Source organism: Gordonia sp. NPDC003950, from assembly GCF_053605205.1.
The window spans coordinates 96,115-122,809 of sequence record NZ_JBSGIT010000001.1; the positions used below are offsets into that span (position 1 = coordinate 96,115).

The window sequence follows — 26,695 nt, forward strand, 5'->3', positions numbered from 1 at the left end:
GCGGAATCGGGGCGAATGGAGCATCATGACCGAATCGGCATCCTCGACGGGCACTCCCACCGTCGACACCCATGTGGATCCTCTCCAGCGCTCGGCGCGCGACACCTCGTCGCTCGCCGACACTCTCGCGGACTGGATCGCCGTCCGGGCACCCGATCGTGGTCGCCCGGACCTGCACATCGACGCCGGCGGCGACGCGAACGGCATGTCGTCGGAGACCATCATGGTCGACGCCCGTTGGCCCGGTGAGCAATCTCCGGAGCGTTGGGTGATGCGGATGGCGCCACGGGCAGAGGACATCCCGGTCTTCGACACCTACCGCCTCGATCATCAATACGAGGCGATGCGCCGCGCGGCCGCGGCCACCGCCGTGCCGATTCCGCAAGTGCACTGGCTCGAACCGACCGGCGACGTGGCCGGCTCTCCGTTCTTCCTGATGGACCGCGTCGACGGTCTGGTACCGCCGGATGTCATGCCATACACCTTCGGCGACAACTGGCTCTTCGACGCGTCGACGGAAGAGCAACGAGTCCTGCAGGATTCGACGGTGCGCCTGATCGCCGAGCTGCATTCGATACCCGACGCAGCCGCCACCTTCGACTTCCTGCGCGATGGTGGACCGCCATCCGACACCGACCTCGGCAGCCGGTTCTCCTGGCTGGTCGAATGGTACGAGTCGTCGGCTGCCGCGATCGGCCGTTCGCCTCTCGTCGACCGCGCGCTCATCTGGCTACGGGAGAACTTTCCCACCGACGCGGCCGCCCGCCCCTCGGTGCTGGTGTGGGGTGACGCCCGCATCGGCAACGTGATCTATCGGGACTTCGCACCGGTGGCCGTACTCGACTGGGAGATGGCCACATTCGGCCCACGGGAACTCGATGTTGCCTGGATCATCTTCGCCCACCGGGTATTCCAGGAGCTGTCCGGCCTGGCGGCCCTGCCCGGCTTGCCGGACTTCATGCGCGAGGACGACGTCCGCGCCACCTACCGCGACGCGACCGGCGTCGAACTCGGTGATCTGCAGTGGTTCTCGGTGTTCGCCGGCGTCATCTGGTGCTGCGTCTTCATGCGTGCCGGCGCGCGACGCGTGCACTTCGGGGAGATCGACCCGCCCGGCGACATCGACGCCGAACTGTTCTATCACCGTATCCTGCTCGAACGTCTCATCACCACACCCGAGGAAGGACACTGATGCTCGGCCCCGCCGACGAGTTCCCGATTCATCAAGTACCCCAACCGATTGCCTGGCCCGCAAGCTCCGATCGCAACTTCTACGACCGCTCCTACTTCAACGCGCACGACCGGAGCGGTGAGATCTTCCTGATCACCGGCATCGGCTACTACCCGAATCTGGGCGTGAAAGATGCGTTCGTACTGATCAATCGAGGTGGTGACGCCCAGACCGCGGTGCACCTGTCCGATGCGATCGACGCCGATCGCCTGCACCAGCACGTCGGCGACTACCGCATCGACGTCACCGATCCCCTGCATTCGCTGCACATCTGCCTCGCCGAGACCGAGGGCATCGAGATCGACCTCACCTTCACCGGGCTGTTCGACGCCCTGCAGGAGATGCCGCACCTGATGCGCACCGGCCCCAAGGTGACCCTCGACGCCCAGCGCTTCGCCCAGGTCGGCACGTGGCGGGGCCGCATCGTCGTCGACGGCGAGGAGATCACCGTCAACCCCGCCACCTGGATCGGCACCCGCGACCGGTCCTGGGGTATCCGGCCGGTCGGCGAACCCGAGCCCGCGGGTCGCCCGGCCGATCCACCCTTCGAGGGCATGTGGTGGAACTACATCCCGATGGCCTTCGACGACTTCCAGCTCGTACTGATCGTGCAGGAATCCCCGGATGGCTTCCGCACGCTCAACGACTGCAGCCGGGTGTGGAAGGACGGCCGCGTCGAGCAATTGGGCTGGCCTCGGATCACCGTCCACTACCGTTCGGGTACCAGGATTCCGGCCGGCGCCACCATCGAGACCACCGCCCCCTCCGGGGCGGCCGTGCACCTCGAGGTCACGTCGCGGCTGGCGGTACCGATCCACGTGGGCGGCGGCTACGGCGGCGATCCCGACTGGACACACGGGGTGTGGAAGGGCGCCGATTTCACCGAGCGTCGCTCGTACTCGTTGTCCGATCCGGCCGTCGCCGGCCGCATCCCGTTCGGGGTCATCGATCACGTCGGACACGCGGTGTGCCGGGAGGCCGACGGCACCACCCGCGAGGGGTGGGGACTCTTCGAGCACGGCGCCCTGGGCCGCCACGATCCGTCGGGTTTCGCGGACTGGTTGTCGGTCGCCCCCTGAGTTCTGCGCCACACCCCTTGCCAGGTACCCCCCGGGGTATATACCCTCGGGGGTATGAGAATTGTTGTCGTCGGCGGTGTCGCCGGAGGTATGAGTGCGGCCGCCCGCGCTCGGCGCCTCGACGAAGATGCCGAGATCATCGTCCTCGAACGCGGTCCGCACCCGTCGTTCGCCAACTGCGGGTTGCCGTATTACGTCGGCGGTGAGATCGCCGACCGCGACGAGCTCCTGCTGCACACGCCGGAGAGTCTGGCCGAGACACTCAACCTCGACGTCCGGGTGAACCACGAGGTGATCGCGGTGGACCCGGACACCCGTCGGGTGCGCGTGGCCACCGCCGGCGGCATCGACGAGATGGCCTACGACCACCTGATCCTGGCGCCCGGAGCGCGCGCCGTCCGCCCGCCGATCCCCGGCCTCGACGCCGAATGCGTCACCACGTTGCGCACCGTCGGCGACGCCGTCGCCCTGCGCGAACGCGTGCTCGACGGCGCACGGCGCGCCGTGGTCCTCGGTGCCGGCTTCATCGGCGTCGAGGCGGCCGAGGCCCTGCGCCTGCGTGGCCTCGAGGTGGCCCTCGTCGAACTCTCCGACCACGTGCTGCCGCCCCTCGAACGCGAGTTGGCCTCCGCCGTGCGCGATGAACTGACCCGCCTGGGCATCGCGGTTCACGACGGTATCGCCGCTACCGAGGTCGAATACCATGGCGCCACAGCCGATTCCGATGACCCGACCGCGACCGTGATCCTGTCGGACGACACCCGGATACCCGCCGATGTGATCGTGCTGTCGGTCGGCGTCACCCCGGATACCGCCCCCTTCGAGGCCGCCGGCGTGGCCTGCGAACGCGGTGCGATCGTCGTCGACGAGCATGGCCGGACCAACCTCGACCGCATCTGGGCCGTCGGGGACGCGACGGTCTCCACCGATGCGGTCACCGGTATGCGACGCCCCGTCGCCCTGGCCGGGCCGGCCAATCGCGCGGGCCGGCAGGTCGCCGACGCCATCCTCCGACCCGAGACCGCCCGGCCGATCCCGGCGCCCTTGGGCACGGCGATCGTCCGCGTCGGCGAGCTCACCGCCGCCCTCACCGGTGCCAATCGGGCAGCCCTGGATGCGTCCGGAATCGATTATCGGACAATGCACTTGCATCCGAACAGTCATGCCGGATACTTCCCGGGGGCAGAACAGATCAGTCTGATGCTGCACGTCCGCGCGGGTGACGGGCTCCTGCTGGGCGCCCAGGCGGTCGGCCTCGATGGCGTCGACAAGCGAATCGACGTGCTCGCCACCGCGATCCGCAATCACATGAGCGCCGCCGATCTGATCGATCTCGACCTCGCCTACGCGCCGCCCTACGGATCCGCCAAGGATCCGGTGAACCTCGCGGGCATGATCGCCGACAACATCGCCACCGGCACCGTGCAACTCTGGCACGCCGCCGACGTCGACACCGTCCTCGTCTCGTCACTGGTGCTCGACGCCCGCTCGGCCGACGAGTACGCCGGCGGACACCTTCCCGGAGCACTCAACATCCCGCACACCGAGATTCGTGAGCGGATCGAGGAGGTCCGGGCGGCCGCCGACGGCCGGCCGGTGCGGGTCTACTGCCACTCGGGCATGCGTTCGTACCTGGCCACCCGCGCCCTGTCCGCGTCCCTGCCCGACGTCGCGAATCTCTCCGGCGGCATGCTGACATTCCTCGGCTGGTTCGGTGCGGCGGCCGCCGACCACATCGTGGCCGACGAACGCACCACCGCCTGACCTCGCACCATCACACCCACCCCATCTCACCGACCCCCCATCTTCACCAACCCCGAGGAGTACCCATGTGCCAACGAACGACCTGCCGGAAATGCGGAAAGGCCAGCTGGCGAGGCTGCGGTAATCACGTCGACCAGGTGATGCGCGGCGTCCCGCAATCGCAACGCTGCCAAGGGCATGCCGGCGAGCCGGGAATGTTCGCTCGGTTGTTCGGCAAGGGCTAGACAGGCCGGGGCCGGACACACACCGGCGCGGCTCGGAACCAACAGTTCTGAGCCGCGCCGTTCAGAACTGCGCCGTTCAGAACTGCGCCGTTCAGAATTGGCCGACCGCGAAGCCGATCAGCAGCACCACCACACCACCGATCTCACCGACGATCAATGCGGTGGTGGATGCACGCAAACTCGTTGAGGCATGCGCGAATTGGTTGTCGGTGTCGCGGCGCCAGCCGTGCAGCATGTAGGTGATGATCGCCCCGACGAAGAACACGATCGGCACGCCGGCGGCGACGAGATTCACCCAGGTCGGCCAGGCACTGAACTCGACAAGCGCGGCGAGCAGCAACGTCGCGAACGCGTAGAGCAGCGCCGCCCGATGGGCGATGTCGACGTACGGGTGGGCGAGATGGGTGGGCGACGACAGCATCTCCCGGTACTTCCACACACCCAGGATCAGCGCCAGCACCAGGATCAGACCGGCCGCGAACACCACGATCGCGGTGTCGATGCCGATATCGGGTGCCATGGCCGTCAGTCTGTCACGATGATTCCGTCAGGTCACCGGGGCAGTCCTCAGATCAGCTGACCCAGCGGGACCTCCGAATCGGCGAGCTTGTTCAGATCGAGCGTTGCTCCCGAGGCCACGAGCGCCTTGATGTCGTCGAGTTGATCCCAGATATTGCACTGCATCCCGGCGAGCAGGTGCGCATCGTCGTCGACCCACAGCGCGACGAACTCCCGCGCCCCGAGGTCGCCACGGATGATCACGCGATCGTCGGCGCCGGCGAGCCCGCTGTACTCCATGCCGAGGTCGTACTGGTCGGTGAAGAAGTACGGCAGGTTTTCGTACTCGGCGTCGCCGCCGAGGATGTTCGTCGCCGCCACCGCCGGCTGATTGAGTGCGTTGGCCCAGTGTTCCGTGCGGACCCGGCGCCCCAGGACCGGATGCATCTGGTTGGCGATGTCACCGACGACGAAGATGTCCGGATCACTGCTGCGCAGGCCGGCGTCGACGAGGACACCCCCACCATCGATCTCCACCCCGGCGCTCTGCGCCGGTCCCAGGTTCGGAACCGCACCCGCCGCGACCAGCACGGCGTCGGCATCGATGGTCGATCCGTCCTTCAGACGCAGCCCGGCAGCGGCACCGCCGTCGGTGAGGATCTCGGCCACCTGCACCTCGGTCCGCAGATCCACCCCGTGGCCGCGGTGCAGGTCGGCAAAGACGCGGGCCACCTCGTCGCCCAGGACTCGTTGCAGTGGTAAGGCCGCGGCCTCGGCGACCGCCACCTCGACACCGCGTCCGCGGGCCGTCGCCGCCACCTCGAGCCCGATCCACCCGCCACCGACGATCGCGAGTCTGCTGATGGAGTCCAGCGCCGAACTCACCGCCTGAGCGTCGTCGAGCGACCGCAGGTGATACACCCCGCTCGCATCCGCTCCGGGCAGGTCCAGGTGCCTCGACGACGACCCTGTCGCCAGCACCAACGAGTCATACGACAGTGTCGATCCGTCGGGCAGGGAGACCGTCTTCGCCGCCGCATCGACGGCGTCGACGGTGGTGCCGGGCCGGAAGTCGACCTTGTGGTCGAGGTACCAGTTGGTGTCGTGGACGGTGAACTCGTCGGGCTTCTGTTTCCCGGCGAGGAACTCCTTGGACAGCGGTGGCCGCTCGTATGGCAGGCGTTCCTCGGCACCCAGCAGCACGATGTCACCGCCGTAATCCTGATCTCGCAACGCCTCGGCGGTCTTTGCTCCCGCGAGGCCTCCTCCGACGATGATGATTCTCGACATGGCGATTCCTCTTCTCGGTGGACTCTCCGATCCACCGTACGCGGGCACGGCACACCGTCCGGGCGACTTGAGTCGACACCCATCCTTCCGCTGCGCAGCTCCGAATCCATCGCAGCACCGAATCCATCACAGTCCAGATCCGCAGCCAACCCGCGTCCCCGAGGAGCCGCACATGCGCACGAGGCCGCTGCCCACGGTCACGTCCGACGCCCCCGGCGATCCACCCGACGACGCCGCCCTCGTCGAGGGCATCGTGCGGGGGACCCTCGACACCCACGCCTCGGTCCTCGGTACCGTCGACCCCGACACCGCAGCGCTCACCGACGCGATCCGGCGTTCCGCGACCGGCGGCAAGCGATTACGCGCGGCGTTCTGCCTGTGGGGATCTCGCGGTGCGGGTGCCGATCTCGCGCCGGGCACCGCCGCTGCCGCAGCCGCCATCGAGTTGTTCCACCTCGCCGCGCTCGTCCACGACGACATCATGGACGACAGCGCCACCCGTCGCGGCCTTCCGACCGTGCACCGCGACTTCGCCGATCGGCATCGTCGAGACCGGTTGCGCGGCAACCCCGCCACCCACGGCACCTCGATGGCGATCCTCGCCGGCGACCTCTGCCTGACCTGGTCCGACGATCTGCTCGCCACCGCCCTCGACGACGCCCACCGCGACATCCGCCGTGCGGCGCGCGCGGTGTGGTCACAGATGCGCGACGAAGCGTTCGCCGGCCAGACCCTGGACATGCTGGCGCAGACCACATCCGGTATCACCCGTGCGCGAGCGCACACGATCCTGCGCTTCAAGAGCGCCAAATACACCATCTCCCAGCCACTTCGGCTCGGCGGAACCCTGGCACGAGCCGATGCCCGCCTGCTCGCCGATTATGACGACATCGGCATCCATGCCGGTGAGGCCTTTCAGCTGCGCGACGACGTCTTGGGAGTCTTCGGTGATCCGGCGGCGACCGGCAAATCCAACGTCGACGACATCCGGGAGGGCAAACGCACCCTGCTCGTGGCGATCACCGAGGAGCGCGCGAACCGGGTCGGCCGCCAACTGCTGTCCCGGGCACTGGGCAATCCGGCTGTGCGCGAACGGGATGTGGCCGCGCTGCGCGAGTTGATGGAGTCCACCGGCGCCCGACGCGGTGTGGAACGACGCATCGACGAGCTGACCGACGCGGCCCTGCGCACCGTCGACGGTCTCGACTCCGATGACCGCACCCGGGTGGCGCTGACCGATCTGATCCACCGGTGCGTGCGGCGGGAGTCATGAGCGACGCAGCATCTGTGCCGCCGGTGGTCGACCTGCACCTGTTCGGGGTCGATTCGGTGTTCGCCGCGCTGCAGCGCGTTGCACGTGCTCGACGATCGCGCAAAGATGTTCCCGGACTGCGCTTTGTCAAGGTCCTCGGTACCGGCTCCGGTGACACGTTCACCATGCGCGATGCCGATCTGTCCCACTGGGCCGTTCTGCTTGTCTGGGACGGGAGCGCCCCGGTGGAACTGTCCTACCTCGATCGGTGGGAGGCGATCAGCCGGGAGCACCTGCGGATCCGGATGCGGCCGCTCTCCGCTCGCGGCCGGTGGTCGCGGCGGGAACCGTTCGGTGTCAATGCCTCTCGCACACCGAGCCGAGAACCGGGTCCGGTCGCGGCGATCACCCGAGCGCGGCTGCGTCCGACCCGGATGGCGTCCTTCTGGCGTTCGGTACCACCGGTCGCAGCGGCCCTCAACGCGTCGTCGGGGGTGCGTCTGGCGGTGGGGATCGGTGAGGCTCCCATCGGCGTGCAGGGTACCTTCTCGCTGTGGGACGACGCGCGCGATCTGTCGGCCTTCGCCTATCGAAACCCCGAACACGTCTCCGCCATTCGGCGTACCACGCCCGAACGGTGGTATGCCGAAGAGCTTTTCGCCCGATTCAGCGTCGAGACCGTCGATGGGACATACCGGGGTGACACCCCGTGAGCGGCGTGTCAGGACGCACGGTCGAGCATGCCGGCGCGCACCTCGTCCCACGTCGCTTCCTGCCGATCGCCGCCTGGACGCTGTTGTGCGCCAACATCCTTCTCCAGATCGCCTTCCCGCTGACCGGCGGCGGCACTGCCGTGATGACCACGGGCAGCGCCCTGCTGTTGTCGGTGGCGATGCTCTGCGCCGCGGGTGCCACTCACGGTCTGCGTGGTGTCCTGACGCTGCTGATCGTCGCCGGTGGTGGCGGACTGCTGGCCGAAACCCTGGGCGTGCACACCGGAGTCCCGTTCGGCGAGTACTCCTACACCGGCGCGCTGCAACCGGAGCTGTTCGGAGTGCCCGTCGCGGTGCCCGCGGCGTGGATCATGATGAGCTGGCCGGCGTTCGTCGTCGCCACCCGACTTGCCGCTGACCGGATGTGGTTGATCATTCCGGTCGGTGCGTACGCACTGGCCGCGTGGGATGTCTTCCTCGATCCGCAGATGGTCGACAACGGCTATTGGCAGTGGGAGTCGACGACACCATCGCTGCCCGGAGTCGACGGCATCCCGCTGTCGAATTTCGCCGGCTGGCTGATGGTCTCGCTGATCATCATGACGGGTCTGAGCGTCGCAGTTGGCACCGGACGAGGCTCCGACGCCCCGGAGGGAGCGGTCCCGCTCGTCGCATACCTCTGGACGTACTTCTCGTCGATGATCGGCCACCTGGTCTTCTTCGGCCGGCCGATGGTCGCGGTGGTCGGCGGGGTGCTGATGGGGGTGATCGCGATTCCCCTCGCGATCTCGCTGGTCCGCGAGGTGCGTCGTGCGCGGCGGTGAGATCTGGCGTGCGCTGGTGGCGTGCGGAACAGCGATGGCCACCGGCTCGGCCGTGCTGACGATGGTGAACGCCGCCACCATCCGGGTGCCGAATGCACTCGCACCCAGTGGTGATGAACCATTGTCGGTGCTGTTGCCCATGCGCGACGAGGCCCGCCATGCCGGCGACTGCCTCCGCGCCGTCGCCGCTGCCGCCGATCGGTGGCGCGGCCCGGTTCGCATCGTCGTGCTCGACGACGACTCCTCCGACGGCACCGCCGACATCCTCGCCGACCTGGCCGAGCAGATCCCCGCACTCGAGATCGTCAGCGGCGCCGGCCCCATCGCCGGGTGGCTCGGCAAGGCGTGGGCGTGTGAACAGTTGTCGTGTCGCGCCGTCGAGCGGGGCGTTCTCGTCTTCGTCGACGCCGACGTGCGGGTGGCGCCAAACGGGTTCACCGCGAGCGTGGCCACGATGCGCACGGCCGGATTGGACATGTTCTGTCCCTACCCGCGTCAGGTCGCCGGCACCCCCGCCGAACGGCTGATACAACCGCTCCTGCAATGGAGTTGGATGTCGACGCTCCCGCTGCGACTTGCCGAACGGTCGGCGCGTCCGAGCCTGTCGGCGGCCAATGGTCAGTTCCTGATCGTCGACGCCACCACCTACCGCCGTGCCGGTGGTCACGGCGCGGTGCGCGACGAGGTGCTGGAGGACATCGCGCTGCTGCGTGCGGTGAAGGCGGTCGGTGGGCGCGGGGTCGTCGGTGACGGCAGCAGGGTGGCGTCGTGCCGAATGTATGTGGGGTGCAGAGAGATACGTGACGGATACCGCAAGTCGCTGTGGTCGGCCTTCGGCTCCCCGGCGGGCGCGGCGGCGGTGTCCGCCCTCCTGATGCTCACCCACGTCGTGCCCGCCGTCGCCGCACTCACCGGCTCACGGGTCGGCCTGTTCGGTTATCTGGCCGGGGTCGCCTCGCGGGTCGTCAGTGCCCGCCGAACCGGTGGACGTGCACTGCCCGACTCGCTGGCACATCCGATCTCGGTCGTCGCCTTCACCGGTATGACAGTCGATTCCGTGATCGCCCATCGTCGGGGACTGCTGCGCTGGAAGGGACGGGAGATCAACGGTGTCTGACATCGTGGTGATCGGCGCCGGTGTCGGCGGGCTCGCCGCCGCGATCCGGTTGCAGGCGGCGGGCCATCGGGTGACCGTTCTCGAGCAATCGGCGGACGTCGGCGGCAAACTCGGCGTCCTGCGCCATGACGGATTCGTCTTCGACACCGGGCCGTCGCTCCTCACCATGCCGCACGTGCTGGCCGAGCTGTTCGCCGACACCGGCGCGCCACTGGGGAATGTGCTGGACTTGCAACGACTTCCGGTCGCCGCGCGGTACCGCTTTCCCGACGGGACACTCCTCGACCTGCCCGGGGAGATGACCGACATCCCCGCCGCACTCGACGCCGCCCTGGGTTCGGGATGCGGCGCCCAGTGGCAGGGTCTGCTGCGGCGCTCCCAGCAGATCTGGGACGTCACGCGTGGACCCTTCCTCGAATCCCCGATCTCGCTGCGGCGCATGGCCTCTCTGGCTCGTTCGGTCTCCGACGTCCGTACCGTCGCCCCGTGGCACAGTCTGCGCGGTCTGGGCCTCCGGTACCTCGACGACGTCCGACTCCGAATGATGCTGGACCGCTACGCCACCTACACGGGTTCCGATCCGCGCCGCGCGCCGGGTGCGCTGTTATCGGTTCCGTGGGCCGAGCAGAGCGGCGGCTCGTGGTATGTGCGTGGCGGTCTCGGCCGCATCGCGATCGCCCTGCGCGAGCGGCTCCTCGAACTCGGTGGGATCTTGTGCACCGACACCGAGGTCGAGGCCATCACCACCTCGGGTGGGCGGGTCACCGGTGTGCGCACCGTCGACGGCCGCGTCGCCGACGCCGATCTCGTGGTGGCCAATGCCGATGCCGAGCAGGTGTATTCGCATCTCATCACCACACCGCCCGCTCGTCGGGCGCGTCGCCGGCTGCATCGATCCACCCCCTCGTTGTCGGGTTTCGTGATGCTGCTCGCCGTCGACAATCCACCGCCGATGACCCATCACACGGTGCTGTTCCCCTCCGACTACGACGCCGAGTTCGACGCGGTCTTCGGACGCCACGGCCGACCCCACCCGGTCGCCGACCCGACCATCTACATCACGGCGCCCGACGACCCGGCGGTGCGACCCGACGCCTCGACCGCGGCGTGGTTCGTCCTCGTGAACGCCCCACGGCACGACCCGGACCGCGGAATGGATTGGGATGCACCCGGTGTGGCGAGCCGGTACGCCGATCTCCTCGTCGACCTGATGTCGATGCGCGGCATCGACATCGCCGGACGCATTCGCCATCGATTCGTCATCTCACCGGCTGACCTGCAGCGGCGGACCCTCACTCCCGGCGGATCGATCTACGGGACGTCGTCGAATGGACCTCGGGCCGCGTTCCTGCGTCCCGCCAACTCTTCCCCGGTCCCTGGCCTGTACCTGGTCGGTGGATCGGCCCACCCCGGCGGCGGCGTGCCCCTGGTCCTGCTGTCCGCGAAAATCGTGGCGGGACTGATCGGCCCGGCCTGACCCCGTCGAGTGGGCGCCCTTTCCCGTCGAGTGGGCGCCGTTTCCCGTCGAGACGGAGACTACGACGCCGACGGTCCCGTCGTCGTGTCGCCACGCAATCTCTTGCGGATGAGTTCGGCACTGATCAGGCACATCGGCAGACCGATACCCGGTCGCGTGCTCCCACCGGCGTAGTACAGCCCCGACACCTTGCGGGACCGGTTGGTCGCCCGCAGAAAGGCGCTCTGCCGCAACGTGTGTGCGGGTCCGAGCGCGCCACCGGACCAGGAGTTCAGGTCGTCGACGAAGTCCGCCGGACCGGTGGTGCGCCGCAGCACGATCCGATCGGCGAGGTCGGGGATGTCGGCCCACTTCGACACCAATTCGACGGCGCGGTCGGCGATCTGCTCGATCAGCGGGTCGCCGAGACCGTCGACGCCCCCGTGCCCCAGACCGGGATCGGCAGGCACCGGGACGAGGAAGAAGAGATTCTCGTCGCCCTCGGGTGCGACCGAATCGTCCGAGGCCGATGGGCGGCACACATACAGTGATGCGGGATCGGGTACGCGAGTGGGTTTTTCGAAGATCGCATCGAAGTTCGAGCCCCAGTCCTCGGTGAAGAACAGCGAGTGATGGGCCAGTTCGGGCAGCCGCCCACGCACTCCCAGGAACACCAGCACCGCACCGGGGCCCGATGTCCGACGATCCCACCACTTCTGGTCGAAGGTCCGCAATCGGGCCGGCAGCAACTCCGTTTCCAGATGATGCAGGTCCGTCGCACCGATCACCACGTCCGCGGCCAGCACCCGTTCGGTACCGTCGGCGTCCCGCACGCGGACGCCACTGACCTCCGCCGACCGCCGATCCCGCAGCGAGCGGCGAGGATTCGGGCGAGTCGTGATCCCCACCACCGGGCTCGACGCGTGCAAGCGCGCACCCGCACCCTGCGCCACCCGGACCAGCGCATCGACGAATGCGGTGAATCCGCCATCGGGATACCGCACGCCGTCGTCGAGGTCGAGCCAGCTCATCAGGTGATACATCGCCGGCGCCCGTTCCGGCGACGCACCGAGAAAGACCGCCGGGTACCCGAGGATCTGGCGGAGCCGCCGATCGGTGAAGTACCGCTTGGTGTATCCGTCGAGGCTTTCGCCGAGCAACCGCAGCAACCGCGGCAACCGCCGCACCAGCTCGGTGCCGGTGAAGGCGTGCGCCGTGTCGAAGCTGGTGTACAGGAACCGCCTCACCGCGACGTCATACGTGTCGCGTGCCGACGCGAGGTACCGGTCCAGCGCGGCACCGGCCCCCGGCTCGATCGACTCGAACATCGCCCGGTTGCGCGCCACGTCACCGGACACATCGAGCGCGTCGGCATGTCCCTCGAAGAACACCCGATACCCCGGTTCCAGCGACGTCAAACTCACCTGCTCCGCCGTCGAGGTCCCCAGCAGGGCGAAGAAATGGTCGAAGACCTCCGGCATCAGCCACCACGACGGTCCGGTGTCGAAGCGGAAGCCATCACGCTCCCAACTCCCGGCGCGACCACCGAACTCGGCACCCTGCTCCACCACGTCGACGTCGTGGCCGTCGGCTGCCAGCAATGCGGCCGTTGCCAGACCGGCCACCCCGCCACCGATGATCACCACCTCTTTCGGCTGCGGCACAGAACTATTCAACACGGGACCACCTTCGACTCACCGATCATGCGGCCACCCGGGGCCGCCCACGACGCGCCATCGCGGTGGCCGCGATCCGGATCTTGCCGGGTGTCGACACCCGGATTCGTCGACGCGCCGCCTCGGCCGCGGGCACCCCGCGCAGACCGACGGCCAACTCCGCGAACAGATCATGGGCCGTACACACCGCGATGCGGCTGCCGATCGGGAGGTCGGGGATGATCGTCGCCGCGGCCGCGAGATCGGCGTCGACGTCGTCGAGCCACCGGTGCCAGGCGTCGTCGCTCGGGATGGCCGGGTCGAGCCCGGTGAGGTACGTCCGTCCCAGATCCCCGCTGTCGACACCGAAATCCCGGAGAAAGTTCACCTTCTGAAAGGCCGCACCGAGCCGACGCGCCCCCGGGGCCATCGCCTCGTACCGCGCGTACCGATCCCGCTCATCGGCCAAGAACGCTCGCAGGCACATCAATCCGACGACCTCGGCCGATCCGTAGATATAGGAGTCCAGCGACGACTCGTCGTGACTCGTGCAGTCCAGATCGGTACGCATCGACGCGAAAAATGGTGCGGTGAGCGATGATTCGATGCCGACCCGGCGGGCTGTGCGGGCGAAGGCGTGGACGACGAGGTTGGCGCTCGTCCCGGCGCTCATCGCCTCCTCGGTGTCGCTCTCGAGCTGGTCGAGGGCCACGCGGCGTTCGTCGATGCCCTGTCCCGGGCGTGGGGCGTCGACGATCTCGTCGGCCACCCGCACCAGCGCGTAGATGTTGTGGACGTCGCGACGCACCGGCCCCCGCAGCAATCGGGATGCCAGACCGAACGACGTCGAATACGACCGGATCACCAGCGACGCGCTCGCCTCGGCCACGGCGTCGTATCGAGCGTACGGTTGCGCCCGGTCGATGTTGGGCCGGCGCAGGCTCATGTTCCGGCCCCGACGATGCGGTACGGATCCGGACCGGTCCCCAGAGCGTGGACCTGGTCGACGAACCATGGGCTGAGCAACCACGGCGTCCGGGTGGCCGCCGCCCAGACGTCGTCGACCTCGGCCCAGGCGACTTCCATCACCTCGTCGGGATTGGCGACGACCGGCCCCCGGGCGTGGGCGAGGAACACCGGGCACACCTCGTTCTCGACCACCCCGCTGGCGTCGACAGCGCGGTAACGGAAATCCGGGATGATCGCCCGCAGGTCATCGACATCGAAACCCAGCTCACGCTGCGCATAGCGGCGAATGGCATCGGTGACGTCCTCCCCGGGCCGGGGATGCCCACAGAACGAGTTCGTCCACACGCCCGGCCACGTCTTCTTGCTCAACGCGCGCCGCGTCATCAACAGTCGGCCGGCATCATCGACGACGTGGCAGGAAAACGCCAGGTGCAGCGGCGTGTGCGCGTCGTGCACCGACCCTCGATCCGCCGTGCCGCGCGGCGTGCCGTCGTCATCGACGAGTACCACCAGGTCCTCGGTCATCGGCGCGGCTCCTCGCTCCACTCGTCGCTGCAGTCGGTTGTGTCACCCCTAATCCACCAGCACTTCGACGCCGAAGCAAATCCGGATGGGCGGGTCCCGCCCATCCGGAGTAGCGGCTCCGATCAGTCGCGATGCAGCAGCGGCAGCAGCGCCTCGGTCTTCTCCGTGGTCCATCCGGGCGGTGAGAGGATGCGCGCCCACGAGTACGGAATCGCGCTCAGATAGTGGTGCCCGTGCCCGTCGGGTACGCCGGTCGACACCGCCATATCGGCGGAGACCTGCAGGAATGTGACCAGCGGGATCCAGCGCATCGCGTTGAGGACGTCACGTCCCCGGTCCTCGCTCAGCCAGTCCGGCTTGGACAGCACCAGCGCCGGCGACCACCACGCGATCGGGTCGGAGGCGTGCTGCAGATACACCACACGTGGCCCGGGCCAGGGCGCATCGGGGCGGTCGAGGTCCGGCGGGTCGGCGATGAATCTCACCTGTTCACCGTTGCCGTAGATCGGCTGCCACTGCGGCGAGCCGGCGTCACGCGCCGTCGTCGCATCGCTCCAGATGGTGTTGTTGAAGGTGGGACCGCTGAACAACGCACCGTCGGTGCGGGCGGCCACGGTCGGGACGGTGCCGAAGGCGGCCTCCGCGCCGAAGCTGCCCAGACTCTCCCCGAAGACCACGAGCTTGGGTCGCTGATCCTCCGGCAGTGCCCGGACCCGGGCGTCCACCGCCTCGAACAGGGCACTGCCCGCCTGCCGCGCGCGTTCCTTGTCCACCAGGAACGAGATCCAACTCGGGAGGTAGGAGTACTGCATCGATACCGTCGCGACGTCGCCGTTGTACATGTACTCCAGCGAGTCGATGGTGGCCTTGTTGAGCCAGCCGGAGCCGGTCGCCGATCCGATGGCGATCACCGCGCGGTCGAGACCACCGGCCCGCACGAGTTCGTCGGCGGCCAGCCGGGCGTTGGCGCGCAGGTCGTCGCCGGACCCGAGCCCGACGAACGCACGGATCGCTTCCATCGCCGGTGCGGCGTTGAACGCCGACAGTTCCTCGACGGACGGACCGCCGTCGACGATGCGGCGACCTTCGCGTCCCAGTGATGCCCAGCTGACCAGCGAACCCGGCCCACCGGACCGGAATCCGCTCGTCGGCGGCGCCGAATCCGGGTCGGTCTCGTTGTTGGCGGCGGCGAAACTCGCATTGAGCCACTGCATCGAATACTTGGCGACGACGCCGTTGAGGATGAACACGGTCAGCAAGACCACGATCACCGCACCTGCGACGGCCGAAACGCGGGGTGGCGCAATCCGGTTGAGCTGCCGAACCAGCCAGACGAGCAGTGACGCCCAGGCCTGACCGATGACCATCAGGATCACGAACACGATCACCGCGATCACGACCACCGTCGGGTACGCCGTCCAGGACAGCCTATCGACGCCCATCAGGTCACGGATATCGTTCTGCCACTTCGCAAACCAGTAGAACATCGACGCGGTACCGATCACGAAGGCCACCGCCAGCGCGATCCAGAACACTCGGCGCGGCGATGACCACCGCCGATCCCGGGACAGCATGAACCGCCCCAACCACGCCAGGAACGCCCCGAAGCAGTACCCGAGTGCGGCGCCCGCGCCACTGACGACCCCCTGGAAGAACGCACCACGCGGCAACAGCGACGGCGTGGCCGACAGCCACAGGAAGACGGTGCCCATCACCAGTCCGGTGAAACTGATGCGATGGGAGTACGCGACGACGCGCCGACGCAGCGCACTCACGCGGGACGCATCGTCGTTCGGTTGGTCACCACCGGCACCCGACGACGCGGTGGCCGATTCCTCTTCGACGACGTCCGCCGGGGTCGGCGGTGCACCGTCGGACGGTGTGGCCGCATGATCGTCGACGGGCTTCGCCATGACTGCTCCTGTCACCGCAACGGATCAATTATCGGGCACAATCACCCGGATACCGCCGAAACCCTATCCGCACATCATCCGCGGCAACCAGCCGTGCCCGGCAGCGAGGAACCACCATGTCACGGTTGCGCTGGTATCCGCCGCTGGTGGTGGCGTTGCTGATCGGTGTGCAGATCGTGGTGTTCACCTCCCCGCTGACCTACGCCGGATGGTTCATCCCGGCGGCTGCCGTCGTCATCACGATCCTCGGCCGTGTCGCCGGGCTGAGCTGGGGTGATCTGGGATTGTCTCCCGGCACGATGCCCACCGGGCTGCGGTATGCCGTCGTGATCGTCGCGATCGTCGCCGTTGTCGCCGCGGGGGCCGTCGCGCTGCCGTGGACGCGCGAGTTATTCCACAACGACAGCTACCCCGATGTCCCGGCGGCGGTCTACGCCGCGCTGGTCCTGATTCCGTTGCGGACGGTCCTGGCCGAGGAGGTGATCTTCCGGGGTGCATTGCTCGGGTCGCTGGCGCGGCTCACCTCAGCGCGCGCCGCCGTGGCCGGTCAGGCCGCACTGTTCGGCTGCTGGCATGTCGCATCGTCGTTGGGGCTCGCCGCGCACAACGACGGCATCGGCGACGTCGTCGGCACCGGACCCCTCGGCGTGGTGGCCGGGGTACTGCTCGCCGTGGTCGTCACGGGCATCGCCGGGCTCATCCTGGGGTGGCTGCGGATGCGCAGCGGCAGCCTCCTCGCTTCGATCGCACTGCACTGGTCGGTCAACGGGATCGGCGCGATCGCCGCGGCGATCGCCTGGCAGCTGAACTGACCGACCGGACGCCGCGCTACCCGGTCGTCGGCGGCGGGGCGTCGAGCATCGGGACCAGGTAGCGCCGGGCGACGTCGACGAGTTGATCGTCGTCGGAGAGGTCGATGATGTGGCTGGGGATGACGACGAACGACACGGATATCCGCGCCAGCATCTCGGCGGTCAGGTCGACGTCGAGGTCACCACGCAGGTTCCCGGCCTGCTGTTCCTCACGCAGTTGCGCGGCAACGAAGATCCGCACCGCGGTGAGCAGCCGACCGTCGTCACCGCCGATCAGGCCGGCCAGCACCGACGGTTCCACCTCGAGTAGCCCGATGATCAGCGGGTTCGTCGTCACCGCGCGATACGCGCTCAGGAACCCGGCCACCAGGCGATCGGCGGCGGTGCGGGCGGGCGCGACGTCGGCGAGGAACTGCACCAGGTACCGGCGGAACTCACGCAGCATCACCTCCTCGACGAGGATGTCCTTGTTGGTGAACTTGCGGTAGAGCGTCACCCGCGATGTTCCCGCGCGGCGCGCCACCTCCTCGAGCGAGGTGCGCTGGATACCCATCCGGCGGAACTGGTCGTAGGCCGCGTCGAGGAGACGAACCCGGATCGGGTCCTCCTCGACGTCAGCCCCACCCCCGACCGCGGTGACATCGTCGAAGGCCCGTTGCAGCAACGATTTTCGCGGCGGCGTTGCTGAGTCCATACTTCTCCCACGGATCTGTTTCAGACGGCATCACCCGACCACGAACGACCCGACCCCCACCATGCTAAACCGAGCATGCCCGATCTCCGGGATTCACCATTCCCCGTTCACGGCGCCCCCCACCTCACTGACAGCGCCATCCATCGACCTCCGATCCGCGTCGCGCACTATGCTCGACGACGTGAATGCGCGCGCAGGAATCGTGGTCACCGGCACCGAGGTCCTGACGGGCCGCATCGCGGATCAGAACGGTCCGTGGGTGGCGCGGCAACTACTCGACATGGGTGTCGATGTCGCACACATCACCGTGTGCGGAGATCGCCCCGACGATCTGATCGCCCAACTACAGTTCCTCGCCGCGCAGGATGTATCGCTGATCGTCACCACCGGTGGACTCGGCCCCACCGCCGACGATCTGACCGTCGACACCGTGGCCCGCTTCACCGGCCGGCCACTGCACCTCGACACCGACCTCGAGGCACACATCGGTGGCATCATCCGACGATGGCAACAGCAACGCGGTGTCACCGACGACTCTGCCGCAACCCACGCGGGCACCCGCAAACAGGCCATGATTCCCGCAGGGGCACAACCTATCTCACCGGTCGGGACCGCTCCCGGAATCGCCATCCCGGGCGACGACGGCCCGGCGATCCTCATCCTGCCCGGACCGCCGCGTGAGCTCCAGGGCATGTGGCCCGCCGCCATCGCCACGGGCCCGGTCGAGCAGGCGATCGCCGGCCGAGGCGACTTCCGCGAACAGACGATCCGCGCGATGGGCCTGTCCGAATCCGATCTCGCCGCAACGCTGCGTGAGATCGGCCCGGGCATAGCAGGATTCGACGATCTCGAGGTCACCACATGTCTTCGTCGCGGCGAGGTGGAGATCGTCACCCGCTATCCGTCGACCGCCACCGCCTCCTACGACGCCCTCGCCGACGCATTGCTCGCACACCATGGTTCGCAAATCTTCTCCGTCGACGGCGCCACCATCGACGACCTGATCGCGGCAGCCCTGCACGGACGCACCATCGCGACCGCCGAATCATGCACCGGAGGACTTATCGCCGCGCGCCTCACCGACCGGCCGGGATCATCGGATTACGTTGCCGGAGGCGTGGTCTCGTACTCCAACGAGGCCAAGGCGGTACTCCTCGGGGTGCCGGCGCAGCTGATCGCCGAGCACGGTGCGGTGAGCGAACCGGTGGCCGCCGCCATGGCCGAGGGCGCCCTCGACCGATTCGGCGCCGACACCGCACTGTCGACCAGCGGAATCGCCGGACCCGGTGGTGGAACCACCGAAAAACCGGTGGGCACAGTCTGTTTCGGCGTCGCACTGGCCGGACGCCCCACCATCACACGCACCCTGCACCTGCCCGGCGATCGCGCCGCGGTCCGAGATCGCTCGACGACGATCTCGTTGCATCTGTTGCGGCGCGCACTCGCCGGATAGTCGGCATCACCACTCCTGCATGGAAAGTCAGGGCAGATGACGCCGATAGCCGCGCAGCACCACCAGAATTGATGCCACGAGCAGGCCGATGAGAATCGACAGCAGGCCGACGGTGCTCAGCGGCGGCGTCAGCAACGCCAGGATCGTGGGCACCGCGAAACCCAGATAGGCTACGGCGTAGAAGATTCCGGTGAGTGTCGCCAGATCCTCGGCGGGGGCGATCCGCTGCACCTCGAGAAGTCCGGAAACCAGCCCGATCCCGAAACCCGCTCCGAAGACGAGACTTGCGACGATGCCGACCACCCAGCTCTGCGATACGACGGCGCCGATCATCGTGATCAGCCCGACAACGAGGGCGATGAGTGCGACCATGATCCCGCGGGCCCCCGACGGGGTGTCGATCCGTCGCGCAACAGGCTGGATGGCCGCACCGGAGACCAGCGCGATCACACTCAATGCCGTCGCATACGCGAGTCCGAGCCCACCCGTCGACCCGGAGAGCAACACCGGCTGGTAGCCGTAGGACAGTCCGCAGGCCGCGAAAAGCCAAGGGCCACAGACCAGGATCACACCCAGGAACCGTCGGTGTCGCACCGACGGCACCACCAGTCGATGACGCAAGGGCCGCGCGGCGGCGGGAAACACGGTCTCGGGTGCGCGACGCACGAGCAGGAGCATCGGCACCGTGACCGCGATGTGCAAAACGTAGGGCAGCACCTGGGGTATCGGCCCCCACTGGGCGATGCTGCCGGCCACCGCGGCACCGGCGGCCGAACCGAGCGTGAAGGCCAGTGACGCCCGGCGCGCGCCGGCACCGGCGTCGGCCCGGACGTCGTGCGGCGGCTGGGACAGTTCCTTGAGCCAACTGGTACCGACCGCCATCGCCGTACCCACCGACATGCCGGCGAAAAGCCGCCCGAGATAGATGGGAGCAGAACCGAATTCGCCGAGCGCGAGAAGTGCGCTGCCGATGAGACCGAAGGCCACCGCGTAGTACATCGGTGTGCGGCGGCCGATGTGGTCCGACACCGCGCCGGCGATCACCAACGCGGGGGCCAGGCCCGCGACGTAGATACCGAGGAACATCGTCACCGTGCCGGCCGAGTAGTGGCCCACACGCTCGTAGAGCAAGAGCATCGGACTGAACTGATTGCCCGACCATGCACAGGCGAAGACCGCGCCGAACACCGGAATCCAGCCACGGCGGGCGGCCGATCGCGGGTCGAGCGTCACCGCCGATCCGGCGATCGCGGTGCCCGAACTCATATCGCCCCGCGGTACCGGCCGAAATGGTCGGCGAGCATCTGATCGAAACCCGCCCGGTCGCCGGCGATCAGCCGCTCGGCGAGCACCCGATGATCGGCATAGGAGGCCGCGAGGTTGGCCACGTCGATGCGTAACAACAGGTTTCGCAGGCGCTGTTGCCGACTGCGCAGTCGGTCGTAGAAATCCGCAGCGATCGGGTTCCCCGACGCACTCACCATCGTGGCGTGGAACTCGTCGTCGGCCTCGACGAACCCGTCGACGTCGCCGTCGTCGACGAATCCCTGCTGACGACGCAGATTGTCGGCGAGGCGATCGGCGAGTTCCGGCGCGGGGCCGCCGGCGGTGAATACCTGACCGGCCGCCGCCGTCTCGACGCCGTGACGCATCGCGAGGACGTCGGCCGCCTCGGTCGGTGTCATCGGGCGCACGATGGCCCCCTTCCGGGACACCAGGGTGAGCAACTGTTCGGAGTCCAACCGCAAGAAGGCCTCGTGTACCGGGGTCCGGCTGATGCCCAGTTCGCCACCGATGACGCCCTCGCTGACGAGGTCACCGCCGGCGAGCGTGCCGGCGAGGATTCGTTCCTTGGTATAGGCGTAGGCGCGTTCGGCCGCCACCGGCCCGGTCGTGGACGTCATGAACGACGACCCTAGCTTGCATACAAGCTTGCGTGCAAGGACGGGTCCGGCCGTCAGCGCACCGATCGCCGGGACGCCGCCGCCGCGGTGTCGGCCCACAACCCCGCGATGATCTCGAGAGCCGATCCACCGCGCACGTCGCGATGGGCCGCCCCGGCCCACAGGTTCACCGCCGAGGAATCCCCGGCCGCGACGGCCGCCTTGCGGATCGGGCTGGTGAGGTGATGGACGGCCGGGTACTCCGCCGGCGCCTCCGCGTCGAGGTCGTCGATGAACCGGTTGCGTAGCGCCCGCGCCGGACGGCCGGAGAATGCCCTGGTCACCACGGTCGCGTCGAACGCCGGGTCCCGCAGCGCCGCGCGATGGACCGGATTGGTCCCGGCCTCATCGGCGTCGAGGAGTGCGGTGCCCACCTGCACCGCCACCGCACCGGCGGCGAGGCAGTCGTCGATCATCGGCCCATCACCGATCCCACCGGCGGCGATCAGCGGGACATCGGTCAATCCACCGATCTGTCCGAGCAGATCCAGGGTCGACGTGGTGTTCGGGACGGCGTCGATGTCGAGGGTGGCTCGATGCCCTCCCGCCTCGGCACCCTGGACGCACAGGGCGTCGACGCCGATGGACAGTGCCCGCGTCGCATCGGCCGGATCGGCCACCGACGCGATCACGAGAATGCCTGCCTCGTGCAATCGGTCGACCACCTCGCGCGAGGGAAAACCAAAGGTGAATGACACCAACGGAACCCGCCGCTCGATCATCAGATCGACCTTGGCGTCGAACCGGTCGTCATCGGCGTCGACGATGCCGGGAAGATCGACACCGAAGCGTGTGGCGAACGGGCCGAGGGCCTCGCGATAGCGTTCGACGGCGCGTCGGTCACCCAGGGGTCGTCCCGGGGCAAAGATGTTGACGCCGTATATGATTTGGGCGTCGACGACGGCATCGATCTCCGCACCGACGGCGTCGGTCGTCTTGTAGCCGGCCGCCAGGAAACCCAGCCCGCCCGCGCGCGCCGCGGCGACCACCAACTCCGGCGTACTCGGTCCACCCGCCATCGGCGCGGCGATGACAGGCACGGCCGGACTCGTCAGATCGAACATCTCGCACTCCTCTCAGTGGCGGTCAGGGCCAGCGTAATCACCACCGCGGTCGCCCGGAAATGCGTCGTGAGCATGCCCTATGCTCGAGAGTCATGGATCTGGAGCTGCGGCACCTACGGGCCGTGGTCGCCGTGGCCGATCGTGGGTCGTTCACCGAGGCCGCGCGTGACCTCGGCATCACCCAGCCGGCACTGTCGCGCACCATTGCCCAGGCCGAAAAAATCACCGCAGCAACACTTTTCGACCGAACCAGCCGATCGGTGCGACCCTCCGAGGCCGCGTATGCGTTCATCGAGTCGGCCCGCCGCATCCTCGACGACGTGACCGAGGCGGTGGCGGGGTTGTCCGCCGGGCAGACGGTGCGGTTGGGGTTCAGTTGGCTACTTCCCGATCCGTGGGCCGCCGCCGCGATCACCGCGTTCGAGGCCGCCACCGGCGCATCGGTGGAGGTCATCCGAGTCGACGATCCACTCGCCGGAATGCGTGAGGGCCGCATCGATGTCGCCGTCACACGTCGCCGCCCGTCGGGTCACGGCGTCCGCGCGCGCCTGATGTTTCGGGAACGACGTGTCGCCGCCGTCTCCACCCACTCACCGCTGGCCGTCCGTACCGATCTCACGTGGCCCGAACTGGGCGAACACCCCTTGGTCGTCAACACCCTGACCGGCACCACCACGGCGGCGTCCTGGCGCGATCCCGTCTCCCGCGCGGTCATCAAATGCGCGAACTTCGACGAATGGCTGGAGCTGATCGCCGCCGATCGTGGCGTGGGCGCCGTCCCAGAGCTCGCCGCGCGCCGGGTCACCCACTCGCGCGTCCGGTTTCTGCCACTCACCGACGCACCCTCGACCTCGGTGTACCTGGCGCGGGCCGCGTCGTCGCACCCGCTGTCGGATCAACTGATCGCGTGCGGGCTGACGGCCGCTCACTCCGATCCCGACGCACCGGCAAACCGTCGACGATAGACCAGCGGCGCCACCCCGACGGCCGAGGTGAAGTGGTGGCGCAGCAACGTCGCCGAGGCGAATCCCGAGCGCCGGGCCACCTCCTCGACGGCGAGATCGGTGGATTCGAGCAGGTTCTTCGAGTGCAGCACTCGTTGTTCGGTGAGCCAGCGTCGCGGCGACATTCCCACCTCGTCGACGAATCGGCGCGCAAATGTGCGCCCGGACATGTGCATTCGCATCGCGAGGTCGTCGACGGAGACGTCCTCGTCGAGATGGACGATCATCCAGTCGAGGAGTTCACCGAAGCCCCGGTCGGCGCAGGTGGGTACCGGTGCGTCGACGAACTGGCGTTGCCCGCCGTCGCGGTGCGGCGGGACCACCATGCGTCGCGCGATCGTGTTGGCCACCCGCGGACCCCATGACTCGCGGACCAGATGCAGCGACGCATCGATCCCGGCCGCGGTGCCGGCGCTGGTGGTGATCGGCCCGTCGTCGACGAAGAGGACATCGGTGTCGACGCGGGCCTCGGGGAACATTCGGGCCAGCTCGTCCCCGTACCGCCAGTGCGTGGTGCAGCGTCGTCCGTCGAGCAGACCCGCGGCACCCGCGGCAAAAGCGCCGGAGCAGACCGTGAGTACCCGACCGCCGTTGTCGACGACGGCGCGCAGCGTCTCGAGAACCTCCGCGGGATAGTCACCGGAGATGCTGCCACCGGGAACGGCGACGAGGTCGACGTCACGGCATTCGTCGAGCGAGTGCGGCGCGACCACCGACACCCCGTGGTCGACGCTCAGTGGGGCGCCGGGTGTCGGCGAGGCGACCCGGAAGTCGAAGGCGGGGACGCCGTCGTCGGTGCGGTCGAGGCCGAAGACCTCGTTGACGACGCCGAATTCGAAGAGCGCCACGCGCCCGTAGAGGAGTACACCGACGGATTTCAGCACCACCCCAGTGTGGCAGATTCTTTGTTTACGTTGTCAGTACTGCCACTGTTGGCAGGAAGCTTACGGGCGCATGCTTTCTGACATGACCGCCATCATCATCGCCTCCGCCCTCCTCGTGACCATCCCGATCGGCATCCTCACCTACCGCACGCACCGCAAAGTCGCTGGTTCGCAACGCTTTCCGCTGAGCCATCTCGTCGACGTCATCACCCGCGACCCGCTGCGTCCCTACGGCCCGGACTCCGACCGGATCGTCGACGAACTGAGCGTCCTGACTCGCTATCACCACGACGGGGCCTGAGCACTACGTGCGAATGTCAAACATGGGATGTTAGCCTGTTTGGGTGTCCCCGCTGATCACACCACCGCCCCGCACCAGCTCGTTGGTCGTCGACCGCATGCACGAACTGATCCGCAACGGACAGTGGCCCGTGGGTGCCCGCATCCCCGCCGAACCCGAACTCGTCGAGCAATTCGGCGTGGGCCGCAACACCATTCGCGAGGCGGTCCGGGCCCTCGAGCACTCCGGGCTGCTGATGCCCCGACGCGGCGACGGCACCTACGTGCGCAGCCGCAACGTCCTCGTCGGGGCCCTGGCCCGGTGCGTACCCGGTTCAGAGGCGGCCGACCTCCTCTCCACGCGGCGGGCCCTGGAAACCGAGGCGGCCGCACTCGCCGCCGATCACGCCACCGACGACCAGATCGCGCTCCTGCGTGACCAGCTGACCCGCGCCGTCGACGCCCTGGAATCCGGGCACCTCGACGACTACGCCCGCATCGACATCGACTTCCACGCGACTCTCGTCGCCGCGTCGGGCAACCGGCTGCTCATCGACCTCTACGACGGCATCGGCGAGGTGATGGCACGTAACCACGCCACCATCGCCGGGGCGTCCGGCCTCGACGCGCACCCCGCGGGCCACCACGACGTGGTCGACGCGATCGTCGCCCACGATCCGGTCGCGGCCCGGGCGGCCGTGCTCAACTACCTCGACGTCGCGTTCCGGGGTATCGCATGACGGCCGGCGGGGTGACCCGCGTCGAGACCTCGTCGACGACGTCGAGCGGTGGCCGGCCACTACTCACCATCGTGACCGCGGTCGGCATCATGCTGGTGGCCGCGAACCTGCGCCCGGTGGTGGTCGCCGTCGCACCGCTGATCGACGAGATCTCCGCCGACCAGGGATTCACCAGTGCCACAGCCGGTTTGCTCACCACCCTGCCGGTGCTGTTCTTCGGTCTCAGCGCACCCGTCGCCCCACGTCTCGCGGCTCGATTCGGCATCGAACGCACCATCTTCGTCGCACTGCTTGTGCTCATCGTCGGGACGTTGCTGCGCCTCATCCCGGGCGCGCCCGCCCTGTTCACGGGTTCGGCGGTGATCGGCGCCGCGATCGGCGTCTGCAACGTGGTGCTCCCCGCACTGATCAAACGCGACTTCGCTCATCGCTCGGGGTTGATGACCGGCCTCTACTCGATGACCCTCTCCGGTGGCGCCGCGGTGGCCGCCGCCATCACCGTGCCGGTGGACACCGCACTCGACGGGAACTGGCGGCTGACACTGGGGTCCTGGGCGGTGCTGACGCTGATCACCGTCGTGGTCTGGACACCTCAGGTCACCCGCCATCGTCCGGAGACCGCGGTGACGGTGGGATCGTTGCGCCGCAACCCAATTGCATGGGCGATCACCGCGTTCATGGGTGCGCAGTCGCTGGTGTTCTACACCTTCACCGCGTGGTTGCCCGCATTCCTGATGAGCGAGGGGTATTCCCGTGCCACCGCCGGAAACGTCCTGGCGGTTGGTCAGGTGGTCGCGTTGCTCGCCTCACTCATCATCCCGATCATCGCGGGCCGGTTCGCCGACCAGCGCGGCATCACCTTTCTGGTCATCACGGTCTGCGGAATCGGGCTCGTTGGTCTACTGACCGTCGATCACGCGGCCGCGCTGTGGGTTTCGCTGGTGATGTTCGGTCCCGGCGCATCGATCAGTCTCGCCCTGCTGTTCATGGTGCTGCGCAGTTCGTCGCCCGCACAGACCGGTCAGGTCTCCGGCATGGCGCAGTTCGTCGGCTACGTGCTGGCCGCCGTCGGCCCGATAGCGGTGGGTGCACTGCATGATTCGACGGGATCGTGGACGGTGGCGCTGTCCGTCCTCGCCGTTCCGCTCATCCTGCAGGCGACGTCGACGGCGCTCGCGGCACGAAACGTGAAGATGGACCGCGCGGATTCTCCGACACACGTCACGCGAGACTGATCGCGGAAAGGTGGGCCGGATTCTCTCTCCCACTTCACTGTATAGCGCAGATGGGGCCTTGCGGCAAGACCCCGTGG

Annotated in this window: 25 protein-coding genes; 14 read left to right on the forward strand and 11 right to left on the reverse strand. The window is 68.2% G+C overall.

Annotated elements, in window-relative coordinates:
- Positions 1–25 precede the first annotated feature (25 nt).
- The 3 genes from ACWETB_RS00485 to ACWETB_RS00495 are packed head-to-tail and all read left to right on the forward strand — an operon-like array spanning position 26 to position 4,074.
- Positions 26–1,192, forward strand: a complete 1,167-nt coding sequence (locus ACWETB_RS00485) for a phosphotransferase family protein (RefSeq protein ID WP_449744870.1) — start codon at positions 26–28, stop codon at positions 1,190–1,192.
- A complete protein-coding gene (locus ACWETB_RS00490) occupies positions 1,192–2,310 on the forward strand; it encodes a hypothetical protein (RefSeq protein ID WP_452208585.1) in 1,119 nt (372 codons plus the stop codon). Before ACWETB_RS00485 ends, ACWETB_RS00490 begins: the two co-directional genes overlap by 1 nt.
- 54 nt (positions 2,311–2,364) lie before the next feature.
- A complete protein-coding gene (locus ACWETB_RS00495) occupies positions 2,365–4,074 on the forward strand; it encodes an FAD-dependent oxidoreductase (protein ID WP_452208587.1) in 1,710 nt (569 codons plus the stop codon).
- Between the two features lie 315 nt (positions 4,075–4,389).
- Here ACWETB_RS00495 and ACWETB_RS00500 read toward each other — a convergent pair whose 3' ends face one another.
- Together ACWETB_RS00500 and ACWETB_RS00505 are read right to left on the reverse strand one after the other, a co-directional pair.
- Positions 4,390–4,818, reverse strand: a complete 429-nt coding sequence (locus ACWETB_RS00500; protein WP_348806241.1) for a hypothetical protein — start codon at positions 4,816–4,818, stop codon at positions 4,390–4,392.
- A gap of 47 nt (positions 4,819–4,865) precedes the next feature.
- Positions 4,866–6,086, reverse strand: coding sequence for an NAD(P)/FAD-dependent oxidoreductase (locus ACWETB_RS00505; protein ID WP_348806240.1), 1,221 nt, complete (start codon positions 6,084–6,086; stop codon positions 4,866–4,868).
- Between the two features lie 172 nt (positions 6,087–6,258).
- Here ACWETB_RS00505 and ACWETB_RS00510 point away from each other — a divergent pair, with 172 nt between their 5' ends.
- From ACWETB_RS00510 to ACWETB_RS00530, 5 genes are read left to right on the forward strand one after another with little or no spacing between them, the layout of a single operon-like run.
- A complete protein-coding gene (locus ACWETB_RS00510; RefSeq protein WP_449744443.1) occupies positions 6,259–7,359 on the forward strand; it encodes a polyprenyl synthetase family protein in 1,101 nt (366 codons plus the stop codon).
- Positions 7,356–8,051, forward strand: a complete 696-nt coding sequence (locus tag ACWETB_RS00515; RefSeq protein WP_449744444.1) for a monooxygenase — start codon at positions 7,356–7,358, stop codon at positions 8,049–8,051. The genes ACWETB_RS00510 and ACWETB_RS00515 overlap by 4 nt, the downstream gene beginning before the upstream one ends.
- Complete coding sequence (locus tag ACWETB_RS00520) at positions 8,048–8,875, forward strand: carotenoid biosynthesis protein (protein ID WP_449744445.1); 828 nt, start codon at positions 8,048–8,050, stop codon at positions 8,873–8,875. The genes ACWETB_RS00515 and ACWETB_RS00520 overlap by 4 nt, the downstream gene beginning before the upstream one ends.
- Entirely contained in the window at positions 8,862–9,992 is a 1,131-nt protein-coding gene (locus tag ACWETB_RS00525; RefSeq protein WP_449744446.1) for a glycosyltransferase, read from the forward strand. Before ACWETB_RS00520 ends, ACWETB_RS00525 begins: the two co-directional genes overlap by 14 nt.
- Positions 9,985–11,469, forward strand: a complete 1,485-nt coding sequence (locus tag ACWETB_RS00530; protein ID WP_449744447.1) for a phytoene desaturase family protein — start codon at positions 9,985–9,987, stop codon at positions 11,467–11,469. The genes ACWETB_RS00525 and ACWETB_RS00530 overlap by 8 nt, the downstream gene beginning before the upstream one ends.
- 59 nt (positions 11,470–11,528) lie before the next feature.
- Here ACWETB_RS00530 and crtI read toward each other — a convergent pair whose 3' ends face one another.
- From crtI to ACWETB_RS00550, 4 genes are all read right to left on the reverse strand, one after another.
- Positions 11,529–13,112, reverse strand: a complete 1,584-nt coding sequence (crtI, locus tag ACWETB_RS00535; protein ID WP_452208837.1) for a phytoene desaturase family protein — start codon at positions 13,110–13,112, stop codon at positions 11,529–11,531.
- Between the two features lie 37 nt (positions 13,113–13,149).
- Complete coding sequence (locus tag ACWETB_RS00540) at positions 13,150–14,049, reverse strand: phytoene/squalene synthase family protein (protein ID WP_452208591.1); 900 nt, start codon at positions 14,047–14,049, stop codon at positions 13,150–13,152.
- Positions 14,046–14,597: an isopentenyl-diphosphate Delta-isomerase gene (gene idi / locus ACWETB_RS00545; protein WP_452208593.1), complete on the reverse strand. Its 552-nt coding sequence runs from the start codon at positions 14,595–14,597 to the stop codon at positions 14,046–14,048. The genes ACWETB_RS00540 and idi overlap by 4 nt, the downstream gene beginning before the upstream one ends.
- 122 nt (positions 14,598–14,719) lie before the next feature.
- Positions 14,720–16,510 (reverse strand): alpha/beta hydrolase, encoded by a 1,791-nt coding sequence (locus ACWETB_RS00550; RefSeq protein ID WP_449744451.1) that lies wholly within the window; start codon positions 16,508–16,510, stop codon positions 14,720–14,722.
- Positions 16,511–16,626: 116 nt separating this feature from the next.
- Here ACWETB_RS00550 and ACWETB_RS00555 point away from each other — a divergent pair, with 116 nt between their 5' ends.
- The gene (locus ACWETB_RS00555; protein WP_449744452.1) at positions 16,627–17,322 is read left to right on the forward strand and encodes a CPBP family intramembrane glutamic endopeptidase; all 696 of its coding nucleotides are present in this window, start codon (positions 16,627–16,629) and stop codon (positions 17,320–17,322) included.
- Positions 17,323–17,338: 16 nt separating this feature from the next.
- Here the strand turns inward: ACWETB_RS00555 and ACWETB_RS00560 are convergent, their stop codons facing one another.
- Positions 17,339–18,016, reverse strand: a complete 678-nt coding sequence (locus ACWETB_RS00560; protein WP_449744453.1) for a TetR/AcrR family transcriptional regulator — start codon at positions 18,014–18,016, stop codon at positions 17,339–17,341.
- A gap of 181 nt (positions 18,017–18,197) precedes the next feature.
- On the opposite strand from ACWETB_RS00560, the gene ACWETB_RS00565 reads away from it, so the two are divergent.
- Positions 18,198–19,469, forward strand: a complete 1,272-nt coding sequence (locus tag ACWETB_RS00565; RefSeq protein ID WP_449744454.1) for a competence/damage-inducible protein A — start codon at positions 18,198–18,200, stop codon at positions 19,467–19,469.
- Between the two features lie 27 nt (positions 19,470–19,496).
- Here ACWETB_RS00565 and ACWETB_RS00570 read toward each other — a convergent pair whose 3' ends face one another.
- Genes ACWETB_RS00570 through ACWETB_RS00580 form a run of 3 tightly spaced genes read right to left on the reverse strand, consistent with a single transcriptional unit; the run spans position 19,497 to position 22,476 of the window.
- Complete coding sequence (locus tag ACWETB_RS00570) at positions 19,497–20,735, reverse strand: MFS transporter (RefSeq protein ID WP_452208597.1); 1,239 nt, start codon at positions 20,733–20,735, stop codon at positions 19,497–19,499.
- Positions 20,732–21,373, reverse strand: a complete 642-nt coding sequence (locus ACWETB_RS00575) for a GntR family transcriptional regulator (RefSeq protein ID WP_449744456.1) — start codon at positions 21,371–21,373, stop codon at positions 20,732–20,734. Before ACWETB_RS00575 ends, ACWETB_RS00570 begins: the two co-directional genes overlap by 4 nt.
- 53 nt (positions 21,374–21,426) lie before the next feature.
- Positions 21,427–22,476, reverse strand: coding sequence for an NAD(P)H-dependent flavin oxidoreductase (locus tag ACWETB_RS00580; protein WP_449744457.1), 1,050 nt, complete (start codon positions 22,474–22,476; stop codon positions 21,427–21,429).
- A gap of 92 nt (positions 22,477–22,568) precedes the next feature.
- Here ACWETB_RS00580 and ACWETB_RS00585 point away from each other — a divergent pair, with 92 nt between their 5' ends.
- The gene (locus ACWETB_RS00585; RefSeq protein ID WP_452208599.1) at positions 22,569–23,441 is read left to right on the forward strand and encodes a LysR family transcriptional regulator; all 873 of its coding nucleotides are present in this window, start codon (positions 22,569–22,571) and stop codon (positions 23,439–23,441) included.
- Here ACWETB_RS00585 and ACWETB_RS00590 read toward each other — a convergent pair.
- Positions 23,402–24,364 (reverse strand): GlxA family transcriptional regulator, encoded by a 963-nt coding sequence (locus tag ACWETB_RS00590; RefSeq protein WP_449744459.1) that lies wholly within the window; start codon positions 24,362–24,364, stop codon positions 23,402–23,404. The genes ACWETB_RS00585 and ACWETB_RS00590 overlap by 40 nt on opposite strands.
- 82 nt (positions 24,365–24,446) lie before the next feature.
- Between ACWETB_RS00590 and ACWETB_RS00595 the strand changes: the two genes are divergently transcribed.
- The 3 genes from ACWETB_RS00595 to ACWETB_RS00605 are packed head-to-tail and all read left to right on the forward strand — an operon-like array spanning position 24,447 to position 26,618.
- Complete coding sequence (locus ACWETB_RS00595) at positions 24,447–24,665, forward strand: hypothetical protein (RefSeq protein ID WP_449744460.1); 219 nt, start codon at positions 24,447–24,449, stop codon at positions 24,663–24,665.
- 43 nt (positions 24,666–24,708) lie between these two features.
- Positions 24,709–25,383 (forward strand): FadR/GntR family transcriptional regulator, encoded by a 675-nt coding sequence (locus ACWETB_RS00600; protein WP_449744461.1) that lies wholly within the window; start codon positions 24,709–24,711, stop codon positions 25,381–25,383.
- Complete coding sequence (locus ACWETB_RS00605; RefSeq protein WP_452208602.1) at positions 25,380–26,618, forward strand: CynX/NimT family MFS transporter; 1,239 nt, start codon at positions 25,380–25,382, stop codon at positions 26,616–26,618. The genes ACWETB_RS00600 and ACWETB_RS00605 overlap by 4 nt, the downstream gene beginning before the upstream one ends.
- Positions 26,619–26,695 lie beyond the last annotated feature (77 nt).